The organism is Streptomyces sp. BHT-5-2 (assembly GCF_019774615.1).
Taxonomy (GTDB): Bacteria; Actinomycetota; Actinomycetes; order Streptomycetales; family Streptomycetaceae; genus Streptomyces.
On record NZ_CP081496.1, the window covers coordinates 1,966,953 to 1,990,507 of the forward strand.

Annotated in this window: 17 protein-coding genes and 3 rRNA genes; 17 read left to right on the forward strand and 3 right to left on the reverse strand. The window is 69.3% G+C overall.

All coding sequences use genetic code 11. From position 1 onward, the window contains the following. Positions 1 to 70 precede the first annotated feature (70 nt). Together K2224_RS08740 and K2224_RS08745 are read left to right on the forward strand one after the other, a co-directional pair. Positions 71 to 283 (forward strand): hypothetical protein, encoded by a 213-nt coding sequence (locus K2224_RS08740; RefSeq protein ID WP_221906027.1) that lies wholly within the window; start codon positions 71 to 73, stop codon positions 281 to 283. Then, entirely contained in the window at positions 280 to 501 is a 222-nt protein-coding gene (locus tag K2224_RS08745; protein ID WP_221906028.1) for a hypothetical protein, read from the forward strand. The genes K2224_RS08740 and K2224_RS08745 overlap by 4 nt, the downstream gene beginning before the upstream one ends. Before the next feature lie 27 nt (positions 502 to 528). Here the strand turns inward: K2224_RS08745 and K2224_RS08750 are convergent, their stop codons facing one another. Further along, positions 529 to 2,925, reverse strand: a complete 2,397-nt coding sequence (locus K2224_RS08750; protein ID WP_221906029.1) for a serine/threonine-protein kinase — start codon at positions 2,923 to 2,925, stop codon at positions 529 to 531. 192 nt (positions 2,926 to 3,117) lie between these two features. Between K2224_RS08750 and K2224_RS08755 the strand changes: the two genes are divergently transcribed. The 4 genes from K2224_RS08755 (at position 3,118) to sigJ (ending at position 6,313) form a co-directional block, all read left to right on the forward strand. Then, positions 3,118 to 3,501 (forward strand): SH3 domain-containing protein, encoded by a 384-nt coding sequence (locus K2224_RS08755; RefSeq protein WP_260692406.1) that lies wholly within the window; start codon positions 3,118 to 3,120, stop codon positions 3,499 to 3,501. Positions 3,502 to 3,565: 64 nt separating this feature from the next. Then, entirely contained in the window at positions 3,566 to 4,093 is a 528-nt protein-coding gene (locus K2224_RS08760; protein ID WP_221906030.1) for a hypothetical protein, read from the forward strand. A 223-nt stretch (positions 4,094 to 4,316) separates the two neighbouring features. Further along, positions 4,317 to 5,096, forward strand: coding sequence for a class I SAM-dependent methyltransferase (locus tag K2224_RS08765; protein ID WP_260692407.1), 780 nt, complete (start codon positions 4,317 to 4,319; stop codon positions 5,094 to 5,096). A gap of 251 nt (positions 5,097 to 5,347) precedes the next feature. After that, on the forward strand, positions 5,348 to 6,313 hold the full coding sequence (gene sigJ, locus K2224_RS08770) for an RNA polymerase sigma factor SigJ (protein WP_221906032.1): 966 nt from the start codon (positions 5,348 to 5,350) through the stop codon (positions 6,311 to 6,313). A gap of 39 nt (positions 6,314 to 6,352) precedes the next feature. Here sigJ and K2224_RS08775 read toward each other — a convergent pair whose 3' ends face one another. After that, on the reverse strand, positions 6,353 to 7,771 hold the full coding sequence (locus K2224_RS08775; RefSeq protein ID WP_221906033.1) for a M1 family metallopeptidase: 1,419 nt from the start codon (positions 7,769 to 7,771) through the stop codon (positions 6,353 to 6,355). A gap of 319 nt (positions 7,772 to 8,090) precedes the next feature. Between K2224_RS08775 and proC the strand changes: the two genes are divergently transcribed. The 4 genes from proC to rrf all read left to right on the forward strand — a co-directional run bounded on the left by proC (position 8,091) and on the right by rrf (position 15,167). Beyond that, a complete protein-coding gene (gene proC, locus K2224_RS08780) occupies positions 8,091 to 8,903 on the forward strand; it encodes a pyrroline-5-carboxylate reductase (protein ID WP_221906034.1) in 813 nt (270 codons plus the stop codon). A gap of 1,122 nt (positions 8,904 to 10,025) precedes the next feature. Next, positions 10,026 to 11,554: ribosomal RNA gene (locus tag K2224_RS08785) — 16S ribosomal RNA — on the forward strand. A gap of 302 nt (positions 11,555 to 11,856) precedes the next feature. Then, positions 11,857 to 14,979 (forward strand): 23S ribosomal RNA (locus tag K2224_RS08790). A gap of 71 nt (positions 14,980 to 15,050) precedes the next feature. Continuing rightward, a 5S ribosomal RNA gene (rrf, locus tag K2224_RS08795) occupies positions 15,051 to 15,167 on the forward strand. Together the 16S, 23S and 5S rRNA genes form the textbook arrangement of a ribosomal RNA operon. A 121-nt stretch (positions 15,168 to 15,288) precedes the next feature. Here the strand turns inward: rrf and K2224_RS08800 are convergent. Then, positions 15,289 to 15,957 carry a 4'-phosphopantetheinyl transferase gene (locus tag K2224_RS08800; protein WP_221906035.1) on the reverse strand — a complete coding sequence of 223 codons (669 nt, stop codon included), beginning with the start codon at positions 15,955 to 15,957 and terminating at the stop codon, positions 15,289 to 15,291. A 158-nt stretch (positions 15,958 to 16,115) separates the two neighbouring features. On the opposite strand from K2224_RS08800, the gene K2224_RS08805 reads away from it, so the two are divergent. The 7 genes from K2224_RS08805 (at position 16,116) to K2224_RS08835 (ending at position 23,548) form a co-directional block, all read left to right on the forward strand. After that, on the forward strand, positions 16,116 to 17,141 hold the full coding sequence (locus tag K2224_RS08805) for a saccharopine dehydrogenase (protein ID WP_221909512.1): 1,026 nt from the start codon (positions 16,116 to 16,118) through the stop codon (positions 17,139 to 17,141). Further along, positions 17,138 to 17,782, forward strand: a complete 645-nt coding sequence (locus K2224_RS08810) for a TetR/AcrR family transcriptional regulator (RefSeq protein ID WP_221906036.1) — start codon at positions 17,138 to 17,140, stop codon at positions 17,780 to 17,782. The genes K2224_RS08805 and K2224_RS08810 overlap by 4 nt, the downstream gene beginning before the upstream one ends. Before the next feature lie 175 nt (positions 17,783 to 17,957). After that, positions 17,958 to 19,145, forward strand: a complete 1,188-nt coding sequence (locus K2224_RS08815; protein ID WP_221906037.1) for a cytochrome P450 — start codon at positions 17,958 to 17,960, stop codon at positions 19,143 to 19,145. A gap of 125 nt (positions 19,146 to 19,270) precedes the next feature. Next, on the forward strand, positions 19,271 to 19,468 hold the full coding sequence (locus tag K2224_RS08820; protein ID WP_221906038.1) for a ferredoxin: 198 nt from the start codon (positions 19,271 to 19,273) through the stop codon (positions 19,466 to 19,468). Between the two features lie 3 nt (positions 19,469 to 19,471). After that, complete coding sequence (locus tag K2224_RS08825; RefSeq protein WP_260692409.1) at positions 19,472 to 20,794, forward strand: NAD(P)/FAD-dependent oxidoreductase; 1,323 nt, start codon at positions 19,472 to 19,474, stop codon at positions 20,792 to 20,794. Positions 20,795 to 21,558: 764 nt separating this feature from the next. Beyond that, positions 21,559 to 22,137, forward strand: a complete 579-nt coding sequence (locus K2224_RS08830) for an acyl carrier protein (protein WP_221906039.1) — start codon at positions 21,559 to 21,561, stop codon at positions 22,135 to 22,137. A 55-nt stretch (positions 22,138 to 22,192) separates the two neighbouring features. After that, positions 22,193 to 23,548, forward strand: coding sequence for a beta-ketoacyl synthase (locus K2224_RS08835; protein WP_260692410.1), 1,356 nt, complete (start codon positions 22,193 to 22,195; stop codon positions 23,546 to 23,548). Positions 23,549 to 23,555 lie beyond the last annotated feature (7 nt).

Genomic DNA, 23,555 nt, shown 5'->3' on the forward strand with positions numbered 1-23,555 from the left:
AATGACCGGAACACGTACGGTAGTCGTGCTCCGGCGTCTCCGGCAGGGAAACGGCAGAAGGAGCAGCTCCATGACGAGGGAGAACATCGTCGAGGCGGAAGCGGCGCTCGGCGCATTGGCCGACGCGCTGAAACGGAACGGCATCGTGCTGCCGTCGCTCGGTCTCGACCTGGTGACGTACTGCGGTCAACCGCCGCGTCCGCTGATCGAGTTGGGGCGCTGCAACCCGCAGACCGCGCGGAAGTTGGCCGCCGTCATCGGGGGCAGGGGCGTGCTGTCGTGAGCGGCCGCGACCCGGCGAAGGGCGAGATCGTGTGGGACCGGCTGCGGGATCGGGTCGGGCGGGTCATGGACCACGAGGGGGCGTGTTTCCAACTACGGCCGCTGGGCGGCGGGGTGGAGTGGGACGCGGCTCCCGAGGACATCGAGCCGGTCGCGGTGTCCGCCGCGCTGAGCGGCCACGTCGCGGAACTCAACCGGCACAGCGCGCGGTCCGTCTGACCAAGAAGGGTGACGGCCCCGGCGGCCTCACCAGTGGGCCGGGTCGCCGGTGGCCACGCCGAAGACCGTGCCGTCGGGGGAGGCGGCGTAGATGCGGCCGTGGGCGGTGTCCAGGGTGGGGGCGGGGAGTGCCTGGAGGAACCCGTTGTGGCGGGTGGCGGTCAGGCGCGGTGGGGTCTGGCCGAGGAGGGCGCCGGAGGTGGTGTCGACGGCGAGCAGGCGGCCGTCGGCGGCGGTGAAGTAGAGGCGGTCGCCGCTGATGACGGGGGCCGAGCCGCGGCTGACGGAGGTCTCGGTGTCCCAGGTGCGGTCGCCGACGGCCTGGAGGGCGCCGCCCTCGGCGAGGAGGTAGGCGGTTTCGCCCTCGACGGCGGCGGAGACGCCGTGCAGGGGCGCCGCGAGGGGGCGCTTGTCGGTGCGGTGGGTGGCCGGATCGAAGCGGAGCACGCCGGTCACCGAGCCGTCGTAGATCGGGTCGCCGATGGTGAGGAAGAGGGCGCCGGTGGCGGTGGGGCCGGCGAGGGTGAGGGTGCCGGGGAGGCGGTGGGACCAGCGGACCGTGCCGTCGGAGGGGTTGATGGCGGTGAGTTGGGTGGTGGGGGTGGGGCCGCTGGTGAGGGTTTCGGCGGCGTAGGCGGTGTGCGGGTCGTCGTAGGTGGTGAAGTGGGGGATGCGGTGGCCGGGAAAGCGCTTGTGCCACCGCTGGGTGTGGGTCGCGGTGTCCAGGGCGGTGATCGTGCCGTCGGCGGCGGCGAGGAGGATGCGGTCGCCGACCACCGCGGCGCCGCCCTCGTAGGGGGAGACGTCCAGGCTCCAGCGCAGGGCGCCGTCGCCGTGCGGTGACGGGTCGAGGGCCAGCAGGCGCCTGCCGTCGGCGGTGAAGGCGTAGAGGAAGCCGCCGGAGAGGACGGGTGCGGTCGGGGAGGCGGCCTCCGGGCCTGCGGGGGCGCCCTTGTGACGCCATGTCACCTCACCGGTGCCGGGGGCGAGTCGGGCCGCCGGAAGGCCGGACTGGCCGCAGAAGACGGCGTCGGTGCCGGCCGTGCAGTAGGGCATCTCGGCGTTGTGGCCGGCGGGCCGCTCGACGATCGTGGTGCGCCAGGGGTGGAAGGCGGTGCGCGGGACGCGGGACGCGTGGGTCTGGAGGGCCGGGTCGTCGTCGGAGGATCCGGCGAGGGCGGTGAAGGCCCAGGTGGCGGCGACCGCGACGGCGGCGGTGGCGGCGAGCGCCGTGGCGGCCCGGAGGAGAAGGCGACGACGGCCCTGCCGCGGGCTGGTCGGGGGGCTCATGCGGGTGTTCTTCCCGCGGGCGTTCCCGGCATCGCGCCCGGAAACCCGTTCGGAGTCTCGCCCGGAATCCCGGCCGGGGGCTTCCCCGGGGGCTTTCCCAGGGGTGGCCTCGGGAACGGGCGGTACGGCCGGCGGGGCGGCGGGCGCGGGGGACGCATCCGGCATACGGGCGCGGACATGCGTGGTCTCGGCGCGCGGCGGGGTGGACTCGGCGCGGACCGGCCGCCGGGGGGCGGGTATCCGGGTGCCGGTGACCGTCTCCGGCAGCGCCTCGCCGCGGGACGCGACGTCGGCCGGCAGCGTCATCGGCGCGTCCGTGCGCAGCAGTTGCATCAGCCGGTCCGGCGTCGGGCGGTCCGCCGGGTCCTTGGCCAGGCAGCGCCCGACCAGCGGGACGAGTTCGTCCGGCACGCCGGACAGCTCCGCCTCGTCGTGCACCACCTGGTACGCGACGAGATACGGGCTCTCGGAGTCGAACGGGCCGCGGCCGGTGGCGGCGTGCACCAGCACCGAGCCGAGGGCGAAGACGTCCGCGGCGGGGCCGACCTCGCGCGGCCGCTGGAACTGCTCGGGCGCCATGAACGGCGGGGTCCCGATCAACTTCCCGGTCTCGGTGCGCATCTCGCTGTCGTCGGGGCGCGAGATGCCGAAGTCGATGACCTTCGGGCCGTCGGCGGCGAGCAGCACGTTGCCGGGCTTGAGGTCGCGGTGCACCACACCCGCGCGGTGGATGTCGCGCAGCGCCTCGGCGAGCCCGGCGCCCAGCTGCCGCACCTCGGCGGGAGCCAGCGGGCCGTTCCGCTTCACATGGGCGGAGAGGGTCGGGCCGGCGATGTGGAGGGTCGCCATCCAGGGGCGTTCGGCGTCCGGGTCGGCGTCGACGACGGGGGCCGTGAAGGCGCCGCTGACCCGCCGGGCGGCGGCCACCTCCTGCCGGAACCGCCCCCGGAACTCCGGGTCTTGAGCGAACTCGGCGTGGATGACCTTGACCGCGAGCAGCAGTCCGGAAGAGGACCGGGCCAGGTGGACGACGCCCATGCCGCCGGAGCCCAGCCGCGCCTCCAGGCGGTACTGCCCGGCGTATTCCGGACGATCCGCTTCCGGGCCGGACCCGGAATCGCGCAGCGGCGGCATCGTTCCACCCCCGTGTCTTCCCCGTGCGAAGCGCTGTGTTTTCGGTCGCAAGTGCGACGCGCGGAGCCTAGTCCATGGCACGTCCGGGACGGGTGAGGCTTGCTAGCGTGCGCGTCGCGGGCATCGAACGGACGCCCGGCCACGCACTGCCCGGCAACGACGGGCAGCCATCCGTAAACGGGGGGAAGCAGCATGACCACACAGGATTTCCAGGGGAGCGCCGGACCGGACGCGGCGGACGGCACGGGGGCGGGCGCGGTGGGCGACGCGGTGGCCGAGGCCGCCCCGCTCGGTGCGGCGGTCGCCGGCGTCGCGCTCGCCGGCGGGTCGAGCTACCCCGTCGCACCCGGATACCGCGTCAACGTCCGCCAGGGTGCGGGCACCAACACCGCGCTGGTCCGGCAACTGCCGATAGGCGCCCGCGTGCAGATCCGCTGCCAGATGCGCGGCCAGTGGGTCGTCGGCCCGTACGGCACCTCCAACCTCTGGGACAACATCGGGCCCGGCGAGTACGTCTCCGACACCTACGTCCACACCGGCAGTAGCGGGATGGTCGCGCCCAGCTGCATGGACTGACGGCGGGTCGGGCGCCCGGTGGCCGTCCGGCACGGCCCCGGGGCGCCCGGGGATAATCGGGGGCATGAGCGACACGCAGCGGACCGCGACCCCGGGTGAGCCGAAGCCGGCGGAGATCCGTTTCTTCGGCACCACCTGGGTCGAGCACGACGGCGGCTACGGGCTGCGCCGGGCCGGTGTCGCGGTGGGGTCGCTGGCGCTCGCCGCGTTCGGCGGGCTGGTGCTGCGGTTCGCCTTCCAGGGGCTGGAGCAGGCCGCCGTCGGCGGGTTCGTGAACGGGCTGGTGGTGGCCGGCGTCGCGGTGTGCAGCGCGCTGGCGTTCCGCCGCACCTGGGACGGGTTCGTGCGCCGCTCGGACCTGCCGGCCGACAGCGCCTCCGAGCGCTCGATGCAGAGCCTGATGCTCATCGGCTTCATCGGCACGCTGCTCGCCTACTTCTGCCGCAGTCTGACCGAGGCGCCCGGTGAGAAGCTCCGCCGCGCCGAGTACGAGGCGGCGCGGGACCGGCACGTCCGCCGCCGGGGAACCCGCGCGGGGAACCCGGCGGCGCGCGGCACGAAGGGCAAGGGCGCGGGGAAGAAGCGCCGGTAGGGCCCGAGCCCGCCCGAGCGGCCGGGCCGTCGCCCGTCGAAGGCGCCGTGCCGTTCTTCGGGCCGCCGCCGTGGGCAGGATGGCTGCCATGACGCCACCGGAGTCACCGCAGTCACCGCAGTCATCACAGGCACCGCAGCCGGAGCCGTCGCAGACGTCCCCGCAGCCACAGTCGCCGCGGGCTTCGCAGCCGACCCGGCAGCCGCAGTCGTCAGCACGAGAGGTGTCCTGGCCGCCCGACCACCGCACCCTCTCCCGCGCCTTCGACTCCGTCGCCGCGCAGTACGCGGCCGCCCGGCCCGGCTATCCGCCGGCCCTGTTCGACGCCGTCGAGGAGCTGGCGGGGCGGCCGCTCGCCGGGGCCCGGGTACTGGACGTCGGCGCCGGGACCGGGATCGCGAGCGGGCTGCTCCGGGCGCGCGGCGCGCGGGTCACGGCCGTGGAGCCGGGCCCGGCGATGGCCGCCCGACTGCGTGCCGGGCACCCCGGCATCCCGCTGGTGCGGGCCAGCGGCGACGCGCTGCCGTTCGCCGACGAGGCCGCCTTCGACCTCGTCGGCTATGCGCAGGCGTGGCACTGGACCGACCCGGCCCGTTCCGTCCCGGAGGCGATGAGAGTGCTGCGGCCGGGTGGCGCGCTGGCGCTGTGGTGGAACGTGCCCGACCCGGACACCCCGTGGGTCGCCGCCCAGGAGGCCCGGCTCTCCCGCCGGCTGCCCGGTTACCACGCCCACGGCGTCGCTCCCGAGGCCGCCGATCTGATCCGCGGTCTGGGGCTGGGCCTGCGCCCGGAGACCCGGGTGTTGCACTGGACCCGCACCGTCCCGCTCGCCACCCATCTCGCGATGCTCGGCAGCCGCTCGTACTTCGCCACGCTCGGGCCGGCGGCCGCCGCGCCCGTTCTGGCGGACGAACGGGCCGCGCTCCTGGAGGTCTTCCCGGACGGCCAGGTCGAGGAGGCGTACGCCCTCGACCTCACCGTCGTCCGCCGTCCCGCGCCCTGATTCCCCGTCAGACAGCCGTCGTTGGGCAGCCGTCGTCGGGCAGTCGCCGTCGGACGGTTCCCGTCAGGCCGTCCCCGTCCGGTGGTTGGCATCTGGTCGGCCTCTGGTCGGCATCAGACAGTGCCCGTCGGAACGCACCCGTGCCCCGACCGCGCCCCGCCCTGTCACACTCCACCCCGTAGCGTCGTCCCCGTCCCGGAGGCCGCCGGTGAACGGGCCGCGGCCGAGGGCCAGGGAGGCGGGAGCAGACGATGACGGAGCGGGGACGCGGGGCGGCGGACGAGCGGGTCCGGGCGGAGCGGCTGGCGCAGTTCGAGGAGCACCGGGGCCGGCTGTGGGCCGTGGCCTACCGGATCATGGGGACGGTCAGCGACGCCGACGACGCGGTGCAGGAGACCTGGCTGCGCTGGCAGGCACTGCCCGCAGAACCGCCGGTGGAGAGCCCGCGCGGCTTCCTCACCACCGTGGTCAGCCGGATCTGCTACGACCTGCTGGGCTCGGCACGGGCCCGCCGCGAGCTGTATGTCGGGCCGTGGCTGCCCGAGCCGGTGCTGGAGGGCGCCGCCGGCGGGTCCCCGGGGGCGGGCCGCGCCGGTGTGCCGGACGGCCCCGAGGACCGGGTGACCCTCGACGAGTCCGTGGGCATGGCGCTGCTGACCGTCCTGGAGCGGCTCACCCCGGCCGAGCGGACCGCGTTCGTCCTGCACGACGTCTTCGCGGTGCCGTTCCCGGAGATCGCCGAGGCGGTCGGCCGCACCCCGGACTCGGTGCGGCAGCTGGCCTCCCGCGCCCGCCGCCGGGTGCGGGCCGAGGCGCCGCGCCGGACCGTCGACGCGGCCGAGCACCGGCGCACCGTCGAGGCGTTCCTTTCGGCCGTCATGGGCGGGGACTTCGAGGCGCTGCTGAACGTCCTCGACCCGGAGGTGGTGTGGCGCTCGGACGGCGGCGGCAAGGTGACCGCGGCCCGCCGGCCGGTGCTGGGCCGGGAGAAGGTCGCCCGCTACGTCTGGGGCCTGGTCACCCGCGGCTTCGACCCGGCGGCCATGCGGCTGGACGTCCGGGAGGTCAACGGGGCGCCGGGGATGGTCTTCACCGACGGGACGGGGGCGTACTCGGCCGGGGTGCTGTCCTTCACGGTGCACGGCGGGCTGATCACCGAGGTGGACGCCGTGCTCAACCCGGACAAGCTCGGGCACCTGGATCTCGGGGACCAGTGACCGAGGGGCGAGGGGCGAGGGACCGCCCGCCCCTCGCCCTCAGGCCGCCTCGTACTCCCAGTCCGGCTGGCCCTCCCCGTAGAGCCAGTCGTCGAACAGGTCGGTCAGGTCCTCGTCCGTGCGCTGCTCGCAGAAGGAGACGAAGTCCTCGCTGTCGGCGTTGGCGTGCCGGTACTTCTCCGGCCACTCCTTGAGGATCGAGAAGAACGTCTTGTCGCCGACGGCGTTCCGCAGCTGCTGGAGCACCATCGCGCCGCGCTCGTAGACCGGTGTCCCGGTGACGTCCGCGGGCGACGGCACCAGGCCCGGCGGGAAGTCCCAGCGGTCGTCGTCCTCGTCGGAGTCGTAGAGCGCGTCGAACTGCTGCTGCGGGGTGCGGCCGCCCTTGTGCTCCTCCCACAGCCACTCGGCGTAGGTCGCGAAGCCCTCGTTGAGCCAGGTGTCCCGCCAGGTCTTCGGCGTCACCGAGTCGCCGAACCACTGGTGGGCGGTCTCGTGCACCACCGTCGAGGTGTCCGGCGCCCCGGCGTAGACGGGCTTGGTCTGGGTCTCCAGCGCCCCCCAGTCGATCCGCTCGGGGGTGTGGTCGACTATCGCGCCGGCCGACGAGAACGGATACGGCCCGAACAGCTTGCTCTCCCACGCGAGGATCTCCGGCAGCCGGGACAGCGGTTCCTTGCTGGCCTTGGCCTCCTGCGGGTCCACCGCGAGGTAGACCGGCAGCCCCTGCGGCGTGCGGGACTCCTGGACGTCGAACCTGCCGATGGTCGCGGTGGCGAGATAGCTGGCCATCGGCTCGGCGTTGTGCCACTCGTAGGTGGTCCGCCCGCCGGTGGTCCGCTTGGACTTCAGCTCGCCGTTGGCGACCGCGGTGTAGTGCTCCGGCACGGTGATCCGGAAGTCGTAGGCGGCCTTGTCGCTGGGGTGGTTGTTGCCGGGGAACCACGTCATCGTCCCGGCCGGCTCCCCGGAGACGAACGCGCCGTCGGCGGTCTTGACCCAGCCCTCCGAGCCGCCGCCGATGTCCTGCATCTCCTCCGGCGTCCCCCGGTAGCTGACGGTCGTCCGGAACTCGTCGCCCTTGCCGATCCCGACGGACGGGCGGACGACCAGCTTGTGCCCCTTACGGCTGAAGTCGGCGTCCCGGCCGTCGACCCGGACGCCGGTCACCGTCATCCCCTGGAGGTCGAGCTGGAAGGAGCGCAGGTCCTCGCCGGCCTCGGCGGTGATCGCGGCGGTGCCGTCCAGGTGCTGCTCGGCCACGTCGTAGCTGAGGTCGAGGCCGTAGTGGCGTACGTCGTAGCCGCCGTTGCCGAGCGCCGGGAAGACCGGGTCGCCCACCCCGCCGCTGCCCGCCTTCCCCTTGACGGCCGTGCCCTGGGACGTGCAGGAGGACAGCAGCAGGGAGGCGGACAGCGCGGCGACGGCACCGCAGACACGGACGGGGCGACGCTTCAAGGCACTCCTCGGACGGGGGACGGCTGGCAAGGACAAGTTCACCGACCTTACGGTCAATTCCGACGAAACCGATCGCGGATCCTTTCGAGTGCGACGCGGATCACGGCGCGGCGAGGCCGGTCATGCGGGGCCGGCCGCCCGAGGGCCGCGGCACGAGAGCCCTCGCCTGAGGGCCGCCGAAGGTCGGCAAGGGGTGCGGGCGAGGGGCCACCGGCGGCCGTGGCCGGAACCGACCGCTCCGTGGACACCCGGCACACCCCCGCACCCCCCGGTGCGAGGATGGCCCCGACAGATCACGCACCACCGGCGAGGTGAACGCATGGCCCAGAAGGTCGCCGTACTCGGCACCGGAAAAATCGGCGAAGCCCTGCTCAGCGGCATGATCCGCGGTGGCTGGGCACCCTCCGACCTGCTGGTCACCGCCCGCCGTCAGGAGCGCGCCGAACAGCTCCGCTCCCGCTACGGCGTCGAGGCGGTCAGCAACGCCGAGGCCGCCAAGGCCGCCGACACCCTGATCCTCACCGTCAAGCCCCAGGACATGGGCACCCTCCTGACGGAGCTGGCCCCGCACGTCCCCGCCGACCGCCTGGTGATCAGCGGCGCCGCCGGCATCCCGACCTCGTACTTCGAGGAGCGGCTGGCCCCCGACACCCCGGTCGTCCGGGTCATGACGAACACCCCCGCCCTCGTCGACGAGGCGATGTCCGTCATCTCCGCCGGCACCCACGCCACCGCCGCGCACCTCACCCTCGCCGAGGAGATCTTCGCGACCGTCGGCAAGACGCTGCGCGTCCCGGAGTCCCAGCAGGACGCCGCCACTGCCCTCTCCGGCTCCGGCCCGGCGTACTTCTACTTCCTCGTGGAGGCGATGACCGACGCCGGCATCCTGCTCGGCCTGCCCCGCGACAAGGCCCATGACCTGATCGTCCAGGCCGCCATCGGCGCCGCGGTGATGCTCCGCGACAGCGGCGAACACCCCGTCAAGCTCCGCGAGAACGTCACCTCCCCCGCGGGCACCACCATCAACGCCATCCGCGAACTGGAGAACCACGGCGTCCGCGCCGCCCTGATCGCCGCCCTCGAAGCCGCCCGCGACCGCAGCCGCGAACTGGCCACCGGCAACAACAACTAACCCCCGCCACCCGACGGTCCCCAGTCCCCCCGCGCCCCGCCTCTCTGCAGTCCCCAATCCCCAATCCCCAATCTCCGGGGCCCACCATGTCCCCGGCCCCCGTGGCCTGGCTCCGCACGGCCCAGCTCCGTTCCTTTGCAGCCCCCGGCCCCCTGCGGGAATACCGCCCACCCCCCCCCACCGTTGTGGCCCCGCAGGGGGCCCTCCCACCCCCTACGGGATCCGTTCCCCTCCCCCCTACGGGCCCAACACCCGCCCAACCCCCCTCCACGTCGCCACCGGAGAAAGGCGAACGGCCGCCGAAGCGACGACCGTGGTCAGGCACACTCCGCTGGTGCGACCGCCGTCAGACAGGCCGCCACAGCTGTACGAGCGCAGGTGCGACCGTGCCCTCAACCCACCCGTCAGCCCCTTCCACCACAGGGGTTTGAAGCACCCCGACCGCTCGTGTAGTGTTCTCCGAGTTGTCACGGAGCCGACGGCCCCGGACAGCCATCCCGCCGCTTCGCGGCAACCCACTACTGCACGGCCCCTCAACGGGACTGAATTTCGCATGTCGAAATTTGTTCCGGGCGTCTGATTAGGCGTCACCGAGGAATTCCGCTAACGTAGTGAACACCCCGCCGACAGGGGAATCGGATCGAAATTCGAACCGCCCGCAACTCACCGAGAAGCGGACCGGAACGGAAAGAAGATCTGATAAAGTCGGAAAGGCCGAAAAGCGAAAGCGAAACGGCCGCCCCGCTCCGGCAGGGGGCCAGAGACGGAAACGGATCTGGTAAGGTCGGAACCGCGAGAAAGCCGAAAGGCCGGATCGCACCGGCGGAAATCAGGGCCGAAAGGGTCTGATAGAGTCGGAGACGCAAGACCGAAGGGAAGCGCCCGGAGGAAGCCCGCGAGGGCAGGCCGAAGGAAGCGTCCGTTCCTTGAGAACTCAACAGCGTGCCAAAAGTCAACGCCAGATATGTTGATACCCCGTCTCCAACATCATGTTGGGGCGAGGTTCCTTTGAAAGTCCTTCCAAAGCTTTGGGAGGCGCACAGCGAGGACGCTGTGAACCGCGGGGATTATTCCTCCTTGTGGTTCCGCTCTCGTGGTGTTCGCCCCGATTACGGGGAAGCATTCACGGAGAGTTTGATCCTGGCTCAGGACGAACGCTGGCGGCGTGCTTAACACATGCAAGTCGAACGATGAACCGGCTTCGGTCGGGGATTAGTGGCGAACGGGTGAGTAACACGTGGGCAATCTGCCCTTCACTCTGGGACAAGCCCTGGAAACGGGGTCTAATACCGGATATGACACACGGAGGCATCTTCTGTGTGTGGAAAGCTCCGGCGGTGAAGGATGAGCCCGCGGCCTATCAGCTTGTTGGTGAGGTAATGGCTCACCAAGGCGACGACGGGTAGCCGGCCTGAGAGGGCGACCGGCCACACTGGGACTGAGACACGGCCCAGACTCCTACGGGAGGCAGCAGTGGGGAATATTGCACAATGGGCGAAAGCCTGATGCAGCGACGCCGCGTGAGGGATGACGGCCTTCGGGTTGTAAACCTCTTTCAGCAGGGAAGAAGCGAGAGTGACGGTACCTGCAGAAGAAGCGCCGGCTAACTACGTGCCAGCAGCCGCGGTAATACGTAGGGCGCGAGCGTTGTCCGGAATTATTGGGCGTAAAGAGCTCGTAGGCGGCTTGTCGCGTCGGATGTGAAAGCCCGGGGCTTAACTCCGGGTCTGCATTCGATACGGGCAGGCTAGAGTTCGGTAGGGGAGATCGGAATTCCTGGTGTAGCGGTGAAATGCGCAGATATCAGGAGGAACACCGGTGGCGAAGGCGGATCTCTGGGCCGATACTGACGCTGAGGAGCGAAAGCGTGGGGAGCGAACAGGATTAGATACCCTGGTAGTCCACGCCGTAAACGTTGGGAACTAGGTGTGGGCGACATTCCACGTCGTCCGTGCCGCAGCTAACGCATTAAGTTCCCCGCCTGGGGAGTACGGCCGCAAGGCTAAAACTCAAAGGAATTGACGGGGGCCCGCACAAGCAGCGGAGCATGTGGCTTAATTCGACGCAACGCGAAGAACCTTACCAAGGCTTGACATACACCGGAAAACTCTGGAGACAGGGTCCCCCTTGTGGTCGGTGTACAGGTGGTGCATGGCTGTCGTCAGCTCGTGTCGTGAGATGTTGGGTTAAGTCCCGCAACGAGCGCAACCCTTGTTCTGTGTTGCCAGCATGCCTTTCGGGGTGATGGGGACTCACAGGAGACTGCCGGGGTCAACTCGGAGGAAGGTGGGGACGACGTCAAGTCATCATGCCCCTTATGTCTTGGGCTGCACACGTGCTACAATGGCCGGTACAATGAGCTGCGATACCGTGAGGTGGAGCGAATCTCAAAAAGCCGGTCTCAGTTCGGATTGGGGTCTGCAACTCGACCCCATGAAGTCGGAGTTGCTAGTAATCGCAGATCAGCATTGCTGCGGTGAATACGTTCCCGGGCCTTGTACACACCGCCCGTCACGTCACGAAAGTCGGTAACACCCGAAGCCGGTGGCCCAACCCCTTGTGGGAGGGAATCGTCGAAGGTGGGACTGGCGATTGGGACGAAGTCGTAACAAGGTAGCCGTACCGGAAGGTGCGGCTGGATCACCTCCTTTCTAAGGAGCACTTCTTACCAGGCTTCGGTTTGGTCAGAGGCCAGTACATCAGCGAGTGTCTGATGCTGGTTGCTCATGGGTGGAACGTTGACTATTCGGCACGATCGTGATGGGGACTGTTAGTACTGCTTCGGCGTGGAACGCGGGGTCTCATCTGGTCGGGTCGGGCGCGCTGTTGGGTGTCTGAGGGTGCGAGCGTTGCTTGCCCTTCGAACGCCGGCCCCAGTGAACTCAGCCTTCGGGTTGGGGTGGTGGGTGGCTGGTCGTTGCTTGAGAACTGCACAGTGGACGCGAGCATCTGTGGCCAAGTTTTTAAGGGCGCACGGTGGATGCCTTGGCACCAGGAACCGATGAAGGACGTGGGAGGCCGCGATAGGCCCCGGGGAGCTGTCAACCGAGCTTTGATCCGGGGGTGTCCGAATGGGGAAACCCGGCAGTCGTCATGGGCTGTCACCCGCTGCTGAACACATAGGCAGTGTGGAGGGAACGCGGGGAAGTGAAACATCTCAGTACCCGCAGGAAGAGAAAACAACCGTGATTCCGGGAGTAGTGGCGAGCGAAACTGGATGAGGCCAAACCGTATTGGTGTGATACCCGGCAGGGGTTGCCAGTGCGGGGTTGTGGGATCTCTTTTCTGCAGTCTGCCGGCTGTGGGACGAGTCAGAAACCGTTGATGTAGGCGAAGGACATGCGAAAGGTCCGGCGTAGAGGGTAAGACCCCCGTAGCTGAAACATTAGCGGCTCGTTTGAGAGACACCCAAGTAGCACGGGGCCCGAGAAATCCCGTGTGAATCTGGCGGGACCACCCGTTAAGCCTAAATATTCCCTGGTGACCGATAGCGGATAGTACCGTGAGGGAATGGTGAAAAGTACCGCGGGAGCGGAGTGAAATAGTACCTGAAACCGTGTGCCTACAAGCCGTGGGAGCGTCGCGCAGAGACTTGTTCTTTGCGTCGTGACTGCGTGCCTTTTGAAGAATGAGCCTGCGAGTTAGCGGTGTGTAGCGAGGTTAACCCGTGTGGGGAAGCCGTAGCGAAAGCGAGTCCGAAGAGGGCGTTTGAGTTGCACGCTCTAGACCCGAAGCGGAGTGATCTAGCCATGGGCAGGTTGAAGCGGAGGTAAGACTTCGTGGAGGACCGAACCCACCAGGGTTGAAAACCTGGGGGATGACCTGTGGTTAGGGGTGAAAGGCCAATCAAACTCCGTGATAGCTGGTTCTCCCCGAAATGCATTTAGGTGCAGCGTCGTGTGTTTCTTGCCGGAGGTAGAGCACTGGATAGGCGATGGGCCCTACCGGGTTACTGACCTTAGCCAAACTCCGAATGCCGGTAAGTGAGAGCGCGGCAGTGAGACTGTGGGGGATAAGCTCCATGGTCGAGAGGGAAACAGCCCAGAGCATCGACTAAGGCCCCTAAGCGTGTGCTAAGTGGGAAAGGATGTGGAGTCGCAGAGACAACCAGGAGGTTGGCTTAGAAGCAGCCACCCTTGAAAGAGTGCGTAATAGCTCACTGGTCAAGTGATTCCGCGCCGACAATGTAGCGGGGCTCAAGTACACCGCCGAAGTCGTGTCATTGCAGCATGAGGGCTAACGCCTGTTGTGATGGGTAGGGGAGCGTCGTGTGCCGGGTGAAGCAGCCGTGGAAGCGAGTTGTGGACGGTTCACGAGTGAGAATGCAGGCATGAGTAGCGATACAAGAGTGGGAAACTCTTGCGCCGATTGACTAAGGGTTCCTGGGTCAAGCTGATCTGCCCAGGGTAAGTCGGGACCTAAGGCGAGGCCGACAGGCGTAGTCGATGGACAACCGGTTGATATTCCGGTACCCGCTTTGAAGCGCCCAGTACTGAATCAGGCGATGCTAAGTCCGTGAAGCCGCCCTGATCTCTTCGGAGTTGAGGGGAGTGGTGGAGCCGACGGACCAGACTTGTAGTAGGTAAGCGATGGGGTGACGCAGGAAGGTAGTCCAGCCCGGGCGGTGGTTGTCCCGGGGTAAGGGTGTAGGCCGTGTGATAGGCAAATCCGTCGCACGTTAAGGCTGAGACCTGATGCCGAGCCGATTGTGGTGAAGTGGATGATCCTATGCTGTCGAGAAAAGCCTCTAGTGAGTTTCAAGGCGGCCCGTACCCTAAACCGACTCAGGTGGTCAGGTAGAGAATACCGAGGCGTTCGGGTGAACTATGGTTAAGGAACTCGGCAAAATGCCCCCGTAACTTCGGGAGAAGGGGGGCCATTTCTGGTGAGGGAACTTGCTTCCTGAGCTGGGGGTGGCCGCAGAGACCAGCGAGAAGCGACTGTTTACTAAAAACACAGGTCCGTGCGAAGCCGTAAGGCGATGTATACGGACTGACGCCTGCCCGGTGCTGGAACGTTAAGGGGACCGGTTAGTCAATCTTCGGGTTGGCGAAGCTGAGAACTTAAGCGCCAGTAAACGGCGGTGGTAACTATAACCATCCTAAGGTAGCGAAATTCCTTGTCGGGTAAGTTCCGACCTGCACGAATGGCGTAACGACTTCTCGACTGTCTCAACCATAGGCCCGGTGAAATTGCATTACGAGTAAAGATGCTCGTTTCGCGCAGCAGGACGGAAAGACCCCGGGACCTTTACTATAGCTTGATATTGGTGTTCGGTTCGGCTTGTGTAGGATAGGTGGGAGACTGTGAAGCGCCAACGCCAGTTGGTGTGGAGTCGTTGTTGAAATACCACTCTGGTCGTGCTGGATGTCTAACCTGGGTCCGTGATCCGGATCAGGGACAGTGTCTGGTGGGTAGTTTAACTGGGGCGGTTGCCTCCTAAAGGGTAACGGAGGCGCCCAAAGGTTCCCTCAGCCTGGTTGGTAATCAGGTGTTGAGTGTAAGTGCACAAGGGAGCTTGACTGTGAGACTGACGGGTCGAGCAGGTACGAAAGTAGGGACTAGTGATCCGGCGGTGGCTTGTGGAAGCGCCGTCGCTCAACGGATAAAAGGTACCCCGGGGATAACAGGCTGATCTTCCCCAAGAGTCCATATCGACGGGATGGTTTGGCACCTCGATGTCGGCTCGTCGCATCCTGGGGCTGGAGTCGGTCCCAAGGGTTGGGCTGTTCGCCCATTAAAGCGGTACGCGAGCTGGGTTTAGAACGTCGTGAGACAGTTCGGTCCCTATCCGCTGTGCGCGTAGGAGTCTTGAGAAGGGCTGTCCCTAGTACGAGAGGACCGGGACGGACGGACCTCTGGTGTGCCAGTTGTTCTGCCAAGGGCATGGCTGGTTGGCTACGTTCGGAAAGGATAACCGCTGAAAGCATCTAAGCGGGAAGCCTGCTTCGAGATGAGGGCTCCCTCCCACTTGATGGGGTAAGGCTCCCAGTAGACGACTGGGTTGATAGGCCAGATATGGAAGCATCGTAAGGTGTGGAGTTGACTGGTACTAATAGGCCGAGGGCTTGTCCTCAGTTGCTCGCGTCCACTGTGTTGGTTCTGAAGCCACGAACAGACCAACGGTTGTTCTAAGTTTCATAGTGTTTCGGTGGTTTTAGCGTTAGGGAAACGCCCGGTTACATTCCGAACCCGGAAGCTAAGCCTTTCAGCGCCGATGGTACTGCAGGGGGGACCCTGTGGGAGAGTAGGACGCCGCCGAACAAGTTTTGATTAAGCCTCGTTCCCCGAGTTTCGACTCGGGGAACGAGGCTTTTTTGCGTTGTATGTCCTTGCGTTGTATCTCAGGAAAGCCCGGGTGGGGGCAGGTAGAGCCTGGGTGGGGTCAGGCGGGGTGGGGGAGGGTGGTGGCGGTGAGGAGGATGCCGTGGGCGGTGTGCCAGCGGCCAGGGAGGACGGGGGCGGGGATGCCGGCGGGCCAGGGGAGGAGGAGCCGGGCGGTGAAGGTGCGGGTGTCGGGGGCGAAGGTGATTTCGGCGTCGTCGAATTGGAGGGGGCGGGGGGCGAGGGGGGCGCAGGTCTTGTAGACGGATTCCTTGGCGCTGAAGAGGAGGCGGTCCCAGGGGATGTCGGGGTGGGTGGCGGTGAGGTCATGGAGGTGGGTGCGTTCGGTGGGGGTGGTGATGCCGTCGCGGACTACGTCGGGCAGGGGGGCGCGGGGCTCGGCGTCGATGCCGAGGTGGGGGAGGTCGGTGGTGCGGGCGACGGCGGCGGCGCGGTAGCCGGCGCAGTGGGTGATGCTGCCGGTGATGCCGGGGGGCCAGGTGGGGGCGCCGGTGGGGCCGGGCGGGACCGGGGTCGGGGGGAGGCCGAGGCGGGCGAGGGCGCGATGGGCGCACCGGCGGGCGGTGACGAAGTCGCGGCGGCGCTTCTCGCCGGCGTGGGCGATCTCGCGTTCCTCGACGGGGAAGAGGCCGGTGGGGGTGGTGAGGGGTGGGTCACCGAGGGTGTCCTCGCCTACGGCGTGCGGGGGGAGGACGTGCTCGATGAGCATGGGGGGCTCAACTCCTGGGGTGGGGGCCGGAGGTGACGGCCCGTGGGATGACGACTCTATGTGACGGGGGCGACAATGGCGGGCGTTGCCGATTCTAGGTCGCTTGACCTAATGTCTGCGGTGTGGACGATGACCTCCAGCTTGATGTGAATGGTCCGGTGCTCGTGGTCGGCGGTTACGGGACCGTCGGCGGTGATCTGGCCCGCCTCGCCGCCCCCTCATGGCCGTTACTGCTCACCGGGCGTACGCCCGAGAAGGGGCGGGCGCTGGCCGACGAGGTCGGGGCAGAGGTGCGGCGTTGGGACCTGGGTGATCCGGAGCCGTTCGCGGCGAAGGTGCGGGCCGTGATCAGCACGGTGAACGACCCGGACGACCGGGTGATGCTGGCCGCCATCCGCGGCGGGGTGCCGTATGTGGACATCACGCGGTGGACGGCGCGGTTGCAGCGGGCCACGGCGGTGGCGGCGGTCAATCCGCCGACCGCGCCGGTGCTGCTGTCGTCGAGCTGGATGGGCGGGGTCAGCGCGCTGGTCACCGCGGCGCTGGCGGCCGAGCTGGGCGGGGCGGCCGGGGTGCAGATCGCCATCCGGTACGACCTGAAGGACCGGGCCGGCACCGACTCCGTGGAGTTCATGGACCGGCTGGGGCTGGACTACGAGGTCACGGAGAACGGCGAGCGGCGGATGATCATGCCGCTGAGCGATGCCGGGTTCGTGCAGATCGGTGAGCACCGGACGAAGGTGGCGCGGCTCGACACGCCGGAGCAGTTCACGCTGCCGCTGGTGCTGGGGGTGGACACGGCGATCACCCGGATCGGGTTCAGTGCGAACTCGTCGACGTCCACGCTGCTGGCGCTGAAGAAGACCGGGTTCTTCCGGTGGGGACGCGGCGACTCGTTCGAGAAGACGCGGCGCGGGATGCTGTACTCGCCGGGCGAGGGCGGCAGTGCGCTGTTGCGGATCGACGTCCGCGGGCGGGGCGGGGAGCAGCGCACCGCGATCGTCCGGGATGCCGCGGGGCAGGCTCATCTGACCGCGCTGGGCGGGCTGTTGGGGCTGCGTCGGGTGCTGGGTGCGGACGGTGCGAAGGCGCCCACCGGGGTGGTGTTCCCCGAGATGACGCCGGTGCCGCAGGACGTCGTCTCCGCGCTGGAGAAGGCAGGGGTCGAGGTCACGGTGTCATGAGCGAGGAGAAAGGCGGCGGCAAGCCGCAGCTGACGCGGCAGGGGAACCTGCGGCGGACGAGTCTGCTCGATGCCGCCGAGTCCGTACTGGTCGCCAAGGGCAACGCGGATGCGTCGCTGCGGGCCATCGCCGGTGAGGCGGGGGTGCGGGTCGGGCATCTGCAGCACTACTTCCCGACCCGGGCGGATCTGATCAAGGCCGTGCTGGAGCGGGCGTTGGACCGGTCGCTGGAGCGGCTGGCGGAGACCACCGGGCTGCGGATGAGCCGGGAGGACCCGACGGTCATCGAGGTGCCGGAGGGCGGTCGGGCGGAGCCCGCCGAGGTGGTCGCGGTGGTCCTGGCCGAGCAGGAGGACCCCCAGCTCGTCCGGCTGTATGTCGAGGTGTGGGCGCTGGCGGCGCGGGACGACGAGATCGCCGCGGTGGTCCGGGAGTTCTACCTGAAGTACGTGGCGCACGTCGAGGCGTATGTGCAGCAGGGGCGGCCGGAGTGGTCCGCCGACTTCTGCCGGGCGCGGGCCGAGACGTTCGTGGCGCTGGTCGAGGGGGCGGCCCTGATGCGGTCGGGGATCGCCGGAAGCCGGTCGGGCGCGATGGACGAGCAACTCGCCCGGCAGGCCGTTCAGTTGCTCCGGGACTAGGGCGTAGGACCCGGGCGTTTTCAGCCGCCGGGCGTCGGTGTCCGGTGTGTTTCAGCCGTCGGACCGCGGTGTCCGGTGCGGTTTTCTCGGGGTCGGTCGGCCCGGGGCTGTGGCGGGTGCGTCGCGTCCTGGGCCGGGGGCCCGTCATCCATGGCACATCCAGGGGGAGTTCGTCATGTCCGAGGCAATCGATCTGGCCGAGCTGGCGGCCACGGCGGGTCTGGAGCAGGAGCTCGCGCGGCTCGCCGCCGACCACGACATCGTCCGTACGCGGCAGTTGAACCAGCAGGAGACCTGGACGGTGCTGAGCGCGCCGCTGACCCGGGAGCTGCTGAGCGATCCGCGGCTGTCCAACGACGTCCACACGCATGCGCCGCACGGGGCGCTGGTCCCGGGGCTGCAGGTGATGCTGCTCGAACAGGACGACCCGGGGCACGCCCGTTACCGGCGGCTGGTGACCGCGGCGTTCGCGTCGAAGGCGGTGCGGCGGCTGGAGCCGCGGATCGTGGAGATCACCCGGCAGCTGCTGGAGAAGCTGGGCGACAGCGGGACGGTGGATTTCATCGACGCGTTCACCTACCCGATGCCGCTGGAGGTGATCTGCGATCTGCTGGGGGTGCCGAACGAGGACCGGGACCCGTTCCGGAAGTGGGCGATGGACATCTCGGCGGCGCCGTCGCTGGAGGCGATGCAGACGTCGGCGGGCGAGCTGTTCGGGTACTGCGTCGGGCTGATCGGGGCCAAGCGGGCGCAGCCGACGGAGGACCTGCTCGGTGAGCTGATCGCGGCGCGGTTCGAGGACGGTACCGGGCTGACGGACGAGGAGCTGTCGTCGTTCGCCGCGGTGCTGCTGATCGCGGGGCACGACACGGTGACGAACCTGCTGGCCAACGCGTTGTACGAGCTGCTCACCCACCCGGAGCAGCTGGCCGCGCTGCGCGCGGACCGGTCGTTGGTGGGGGCGGCGGTGGAGGAGGCGCTGCGGTTCCGGGGGTCGGCGATGACCACGGTGAACCGGGTGGCACTTGAGGACATCGAGGCCGGTGGGGTCACCATCCGCAAGGGCGAGCTGGTGCGGTTCCTGTTGAACGCGGCCAATCGGGACGCGGAGGTGCGGGCGGACGGCCACACCTTCGACCTCGGGCGGGCCACCGCGCAGCATGTCGCGTTCGGGATGGGGCCGCACTTCTGCCTGGGGCAGCGGCTGGCCCGGCAGGAGGCGACGATCGCGCTGACCGAGATCCTGGACCGGTTCCCGACGCTGGAGCTCGGGGTGCCGGCGGACGAGGTGCGATGGCTGGCCTCGGATGCGATCCGGGGGCTGGAGGAGCTGCCGCTGCGCTACGCGCGGGCGGCGGAGTAGGGGCGTCCCGGTGGTCGGCGGGGCGGTCCGGTGCGGGGCGTGCCGCCGACCGCGGACGGGTGCGGGTGCGGCGGGGATGTTCCCCGGTCGCGTAACTGGCATGGGATTAAGGGGAGTTGGCGGACATGACGGTGCGGATCTCGGTCGATTACGGGCTGTGCGACGGGCTGGGGCAGTGTGCGCTGGTGGCGCCGGAGGTCTTCGCGCTGGACGACGACGAGCAGTTGGTCGTCACGCCGGACCCGGCGCCGGAGTTGGCGGGGAAGGTGGCGGCCGCGGCGCGGGCGTGCCCGGTGCGGGCGATCTCGGTCGAGGGGGCCTGAGCCTTGCGCGAGGTCGTGGTGGTGGGCGCGGGCCTGGCCGGTGTCCGGGCCGCCGGGGAGCTGCGGGCCCGGGGGTTCTCCGGGGCGCTGACGGTGGTGTCGGACGAGGTGGAACTCCCCTACGACCGGCCGCCGTTGACCAAGCAGGTGGTGTCCGGGACGCTCACCGCGGACGACATCCGGCTGGCGGGCGCCGAGGACTTCGGCGCCCGCTGGGTCCGGGGGACCGCGGCCGTCGGGCTGGACCGGGAGCGGCGCCGGGTGCGGCTGGCCGACGGCGTGGAGCTGCCGTACGACGGGCTGGTGCTGGCGACCGGGGCGCGGGCGCGGGCCTGGCCCGGGGAGGTGCCGGCCGGGGTGCTGACGGTGCGGGGGCTGGACGACGTCCGGGCGCTGCGTGCGGCGGTCGACGGCGGGGCCCGTGAGGTGGTGGTCGTCGGGGCGGGTTTCGTCGGGGTGGAGTTGGCGTCGTCGCTGGTCGGGCTGGGGCTCGGGGTGCGGGTGACGTTGCTGGAGCCGTTCGGGCGACCGTTGCGGGCGCTGGGCGGGACGGTGCCGGACGTGGTGGCCGCGGCGGCGCGGCGGGCCGGGGTGGAGCTGCGAATGGGCATCGGGGTGAGGGGTTTTCGTGCGGAGGGGGCGCGGGTCGCCGGGGTCGAGTCGGCCGACGGGAGTGTGCTGCCGGCCGAGGTGGCGGTGGTGGCGATCGGGATGGTGCCGGCCACGGGATGGCTGGTGGGGTCCGGGCTGGCGCTGCCGGGCGGGCGGGTGCACTGCGACGAGCGGCTGTTCGCGCGGACGGCGGAGGTGCCGGGTGTGGCGGGTGCGCTGGGTGAGGTGGGTGTGACGGGGGCGGCCGGGGGGATCGATCCGCGGATCGTGGTGGCCGGGGACGTGGCGCGGTGCGATGCGGTGCGGTCGGCGGACGGGCCGGTGGCGCTGGAGCACTGGAGCAACGCGGCGGCGCAGGGGGAGTCGGCGGCGCGGAACCTGTTGGCGGGGCCGGCGGCGGCCGGGTCGTATGCGCATGTGCCGTCGTTCTGGACGTCGGCGTTCGGGCTGCGGATCAAGTCGGTGGGGCTGCCGGGGACCGGGGACCGGGTGGTCGTCGAGGAGGGCGAGCCGGGGTCGGAGAAGTTGGTGGAGGCGCACTACCGGGCGGGCCGGCTGGTCGGTGCGGTGAGTGTGAATCTGGGGAAGCGGCTGGCGGGGTATGCACGGCGGCTCCAGGAGGAGCGGGGGGCGGCGGAGGCGGCCGGGGTGTCCGGCGGGGCGCCGGGCCGGGGCTCCGACGAGGTGCCGGCCTGGGGCGGGGCCGCGGGCTGAGCGGCGGCATCCGGCCGGTGGCCGGAATTCTGTGCCGTGACCGAAGACGTTCCGTCGCCCGAGAAGTTCCGCGACAATGGAAAAGTTAACGCGCCATTCATATTGATAGGGGTTCACTGTTCGAGCCGGCGGCATCCTGGGTTACCCCCCGTAAACCCCCCTAATTTTCATCACTTTCCCGAGCGCTTTGGGTCAAGTGACCTATCGCACAAACGAGTGACGGTCCCGGATGGCTCTGGTAGCGTTTTTGTCACGCCTCCAGGAGAGGCGGAGCGGGCTTTGTGAGTGCGTCACGACGAGGTGGCCGCCGACAATGTGCGGCCCGTTCTTGCGCAAGCAGGTGTCGGGGGATCATTTGCTATCGGGGGATGGTCATGTGTAGCGCTTTCACCAGCGCGTGAATCGCGGCTTCCGAATCTCCGGAAGCGTTTCCTTTCTCGTGTGCCCGTAGGTGCGCCCATCGTTCTGACGGCGCCGAATCTTGTCTCGGGCGCGTAATCCATCATCAATCGTTCGCCATGCGCGAGTCTGCGGTGACGGTCGTCGGCTGAAATTCCGGACGACTTCGCAAGGCTTGCGCAGCGGGCTTCCTCTATCGCGCCCACAGTGTCCTGTGTATTTCCGGGGCGGCTGGTGCGAGCTTTCGATTAAACGCTGTCGGATATTTTCCGCTGCCGTTTCCAGAGAATTTCCATGGCTGGTCGACGATTCCCCATGGCCGGTCGACGGTGGTCTTCAGAGTGCTCAGAAACGAGGAGAGAACCATGCAGAACCCCTACGAGGCCGAGCAGATCCAGGAGATCGTACGGGAGGGGCTCGCCCAGGTCCTGGGCACCGGGACCGACGAGATCACCCCGGACGCCACCCTCGTCGGCGACCTCGGCGCGGAATCCCTCGACCTGGTCGAATTCCGCTTCGAAATGGAGACCAAGCTCGGCGTGGCGCTGCCGAAGTCCAATGTCCTGGACCAGCTCGCCGGGGTGCTCGGCGGCTCCGAGCAGCTCTACGACGAGCGCGGCGGCATCACCGAGCTGGCCGCCGAGGTGCTGCGCCGCAGCGCGTTCGGCTACTCCGCCGAGCAGGTGCACGCCGGCCAGCGGCCCTACGAGGTCGCCGCCGCGGCCACCAGTGCCCACTGGGCCGCCTTCACCCACGCGATCTTCGACCACCTGCCCGAGAACTGCACCGAGTGCGGCGCCGACAAGGCCGAGCCGGCCGCGTCCGGCAAGGCGGTCTGCGCCGGCTGCGGTGCCGCGCTGGAGGCCGCCACGGGCGACGAGGTGATGGCCGAGGGCGTCCGGAGCGCGCTGGCCGCCCTCGGGCACGCCCAGCCCGTCGGCTGACCGCCCGGCGGCCGGTGCGGAAGGCGTCGCTCGTCGTGCGAGTCGTGCGAAAGGAATGCAAGTGACACCCCACATATCCCACGGGGCCCAACACGAGGTCGTGGTGACCGGGATCGGCCTGGTCGCCGGGCAACTGACCGACCCGGAGGCGCTGTTCGACCACATCGCGGAAGGACGCACGCTCATCGCCGAGCACCCCCTCCACAAGGAGTGGGGCGTCCCCTGCGCCGTCTCTGCCCACATCGACCCCCATGTCCGGCAGGCGCTCGCGGACGCGGCGCCCGAGGAGGCCGGGCCGCTGGGACCGGCCGGCGTCCTCGCCTGGCACGCCGCCGCCCAGGCATGGGAGCGCAGCGGACTGCCGCGCCGGCTGGACAGCGAGCGCGGCGGCCTCTTCCTCGCCTGCAACCGGATGGTCATGGAGCCGGCCGAACTCACCACGCTGGCCGCCCATGTGGACCACGAGGCCGCGGCCCTGGACCTGGACGGCTACCTGGAGGCGCTCGACGGCGCCGCGGCGGCCGGCGGAGCCGACGCGGCCGGCGCCGGCGGGCTCGACCCGGACCGGCACGCGCGGATCCAGCCGGACACCGCCACCGCCGCGCTCGCCGACTACTTCGGCGCGTCCGGTGTCCTGGAGACCCACGCGGACGCCTGCGCCGCCGGCGGCATGGCGATCGGCAGCGCCTACCGCTACATCCGCAGCGGTGCGCTGGACGTGGCGCTGGCCGGCGGCGCCGAGAGCCTGACCACGCTGACCTCGATCACCGCCTTCTACGGGGTGGGCGCGCTCGCCCCGGTGGACGGGAAGGACCCGGAGCGGATCAGCCGCCCCTTCGACAAGGACCGCTCGGGCTTCGTCATCGGGGACGGCGCGGCCTTCCTCGTCCTGGAGTCCCGGGCGCACGCCGAGGCGCGCGGCGCCCGCATCCTGGCCCGGGTCGCCGGGTACGCCGGGGTGACCGAGGCGGTGAAGATGACGTCCAGTTCGCGGGACGGCTCGGACTACGCGGAGTGCATGCGGGCCGCGCTGGCCGACGCCGGGCTCGGGCCGGACGACATCGACCACGTCAACGCGCACGGCACCTCCACCGAGGCCAACGACACCTGCGAGGCGGCGGCCCTGCACACCGTCTTCGGGGCGCGGGCCGCCACGCTCCCGGTCACCGGCAACAAGTCCGCCATGGGGCACTCGCTGGCCAACAGCGGGGCGGCCGAGGCGGTGCTGTCGGTGCTCAGCCTCCGGCGGCAGACGCTGCTGCCGACCCTGAACTTCACCGAGCCGGACGAGGTGACCGCCGGGCTGGACGTCGTCACCGAGCGGCGCCCGGCGCGGGTGACCGCGGTGCTGTCCAACTCCTTCGGCTTCGGGGGCCAGAACTGCTCCCTGGTCCTGGCCGAGGCGGGGTGAGCGCGGC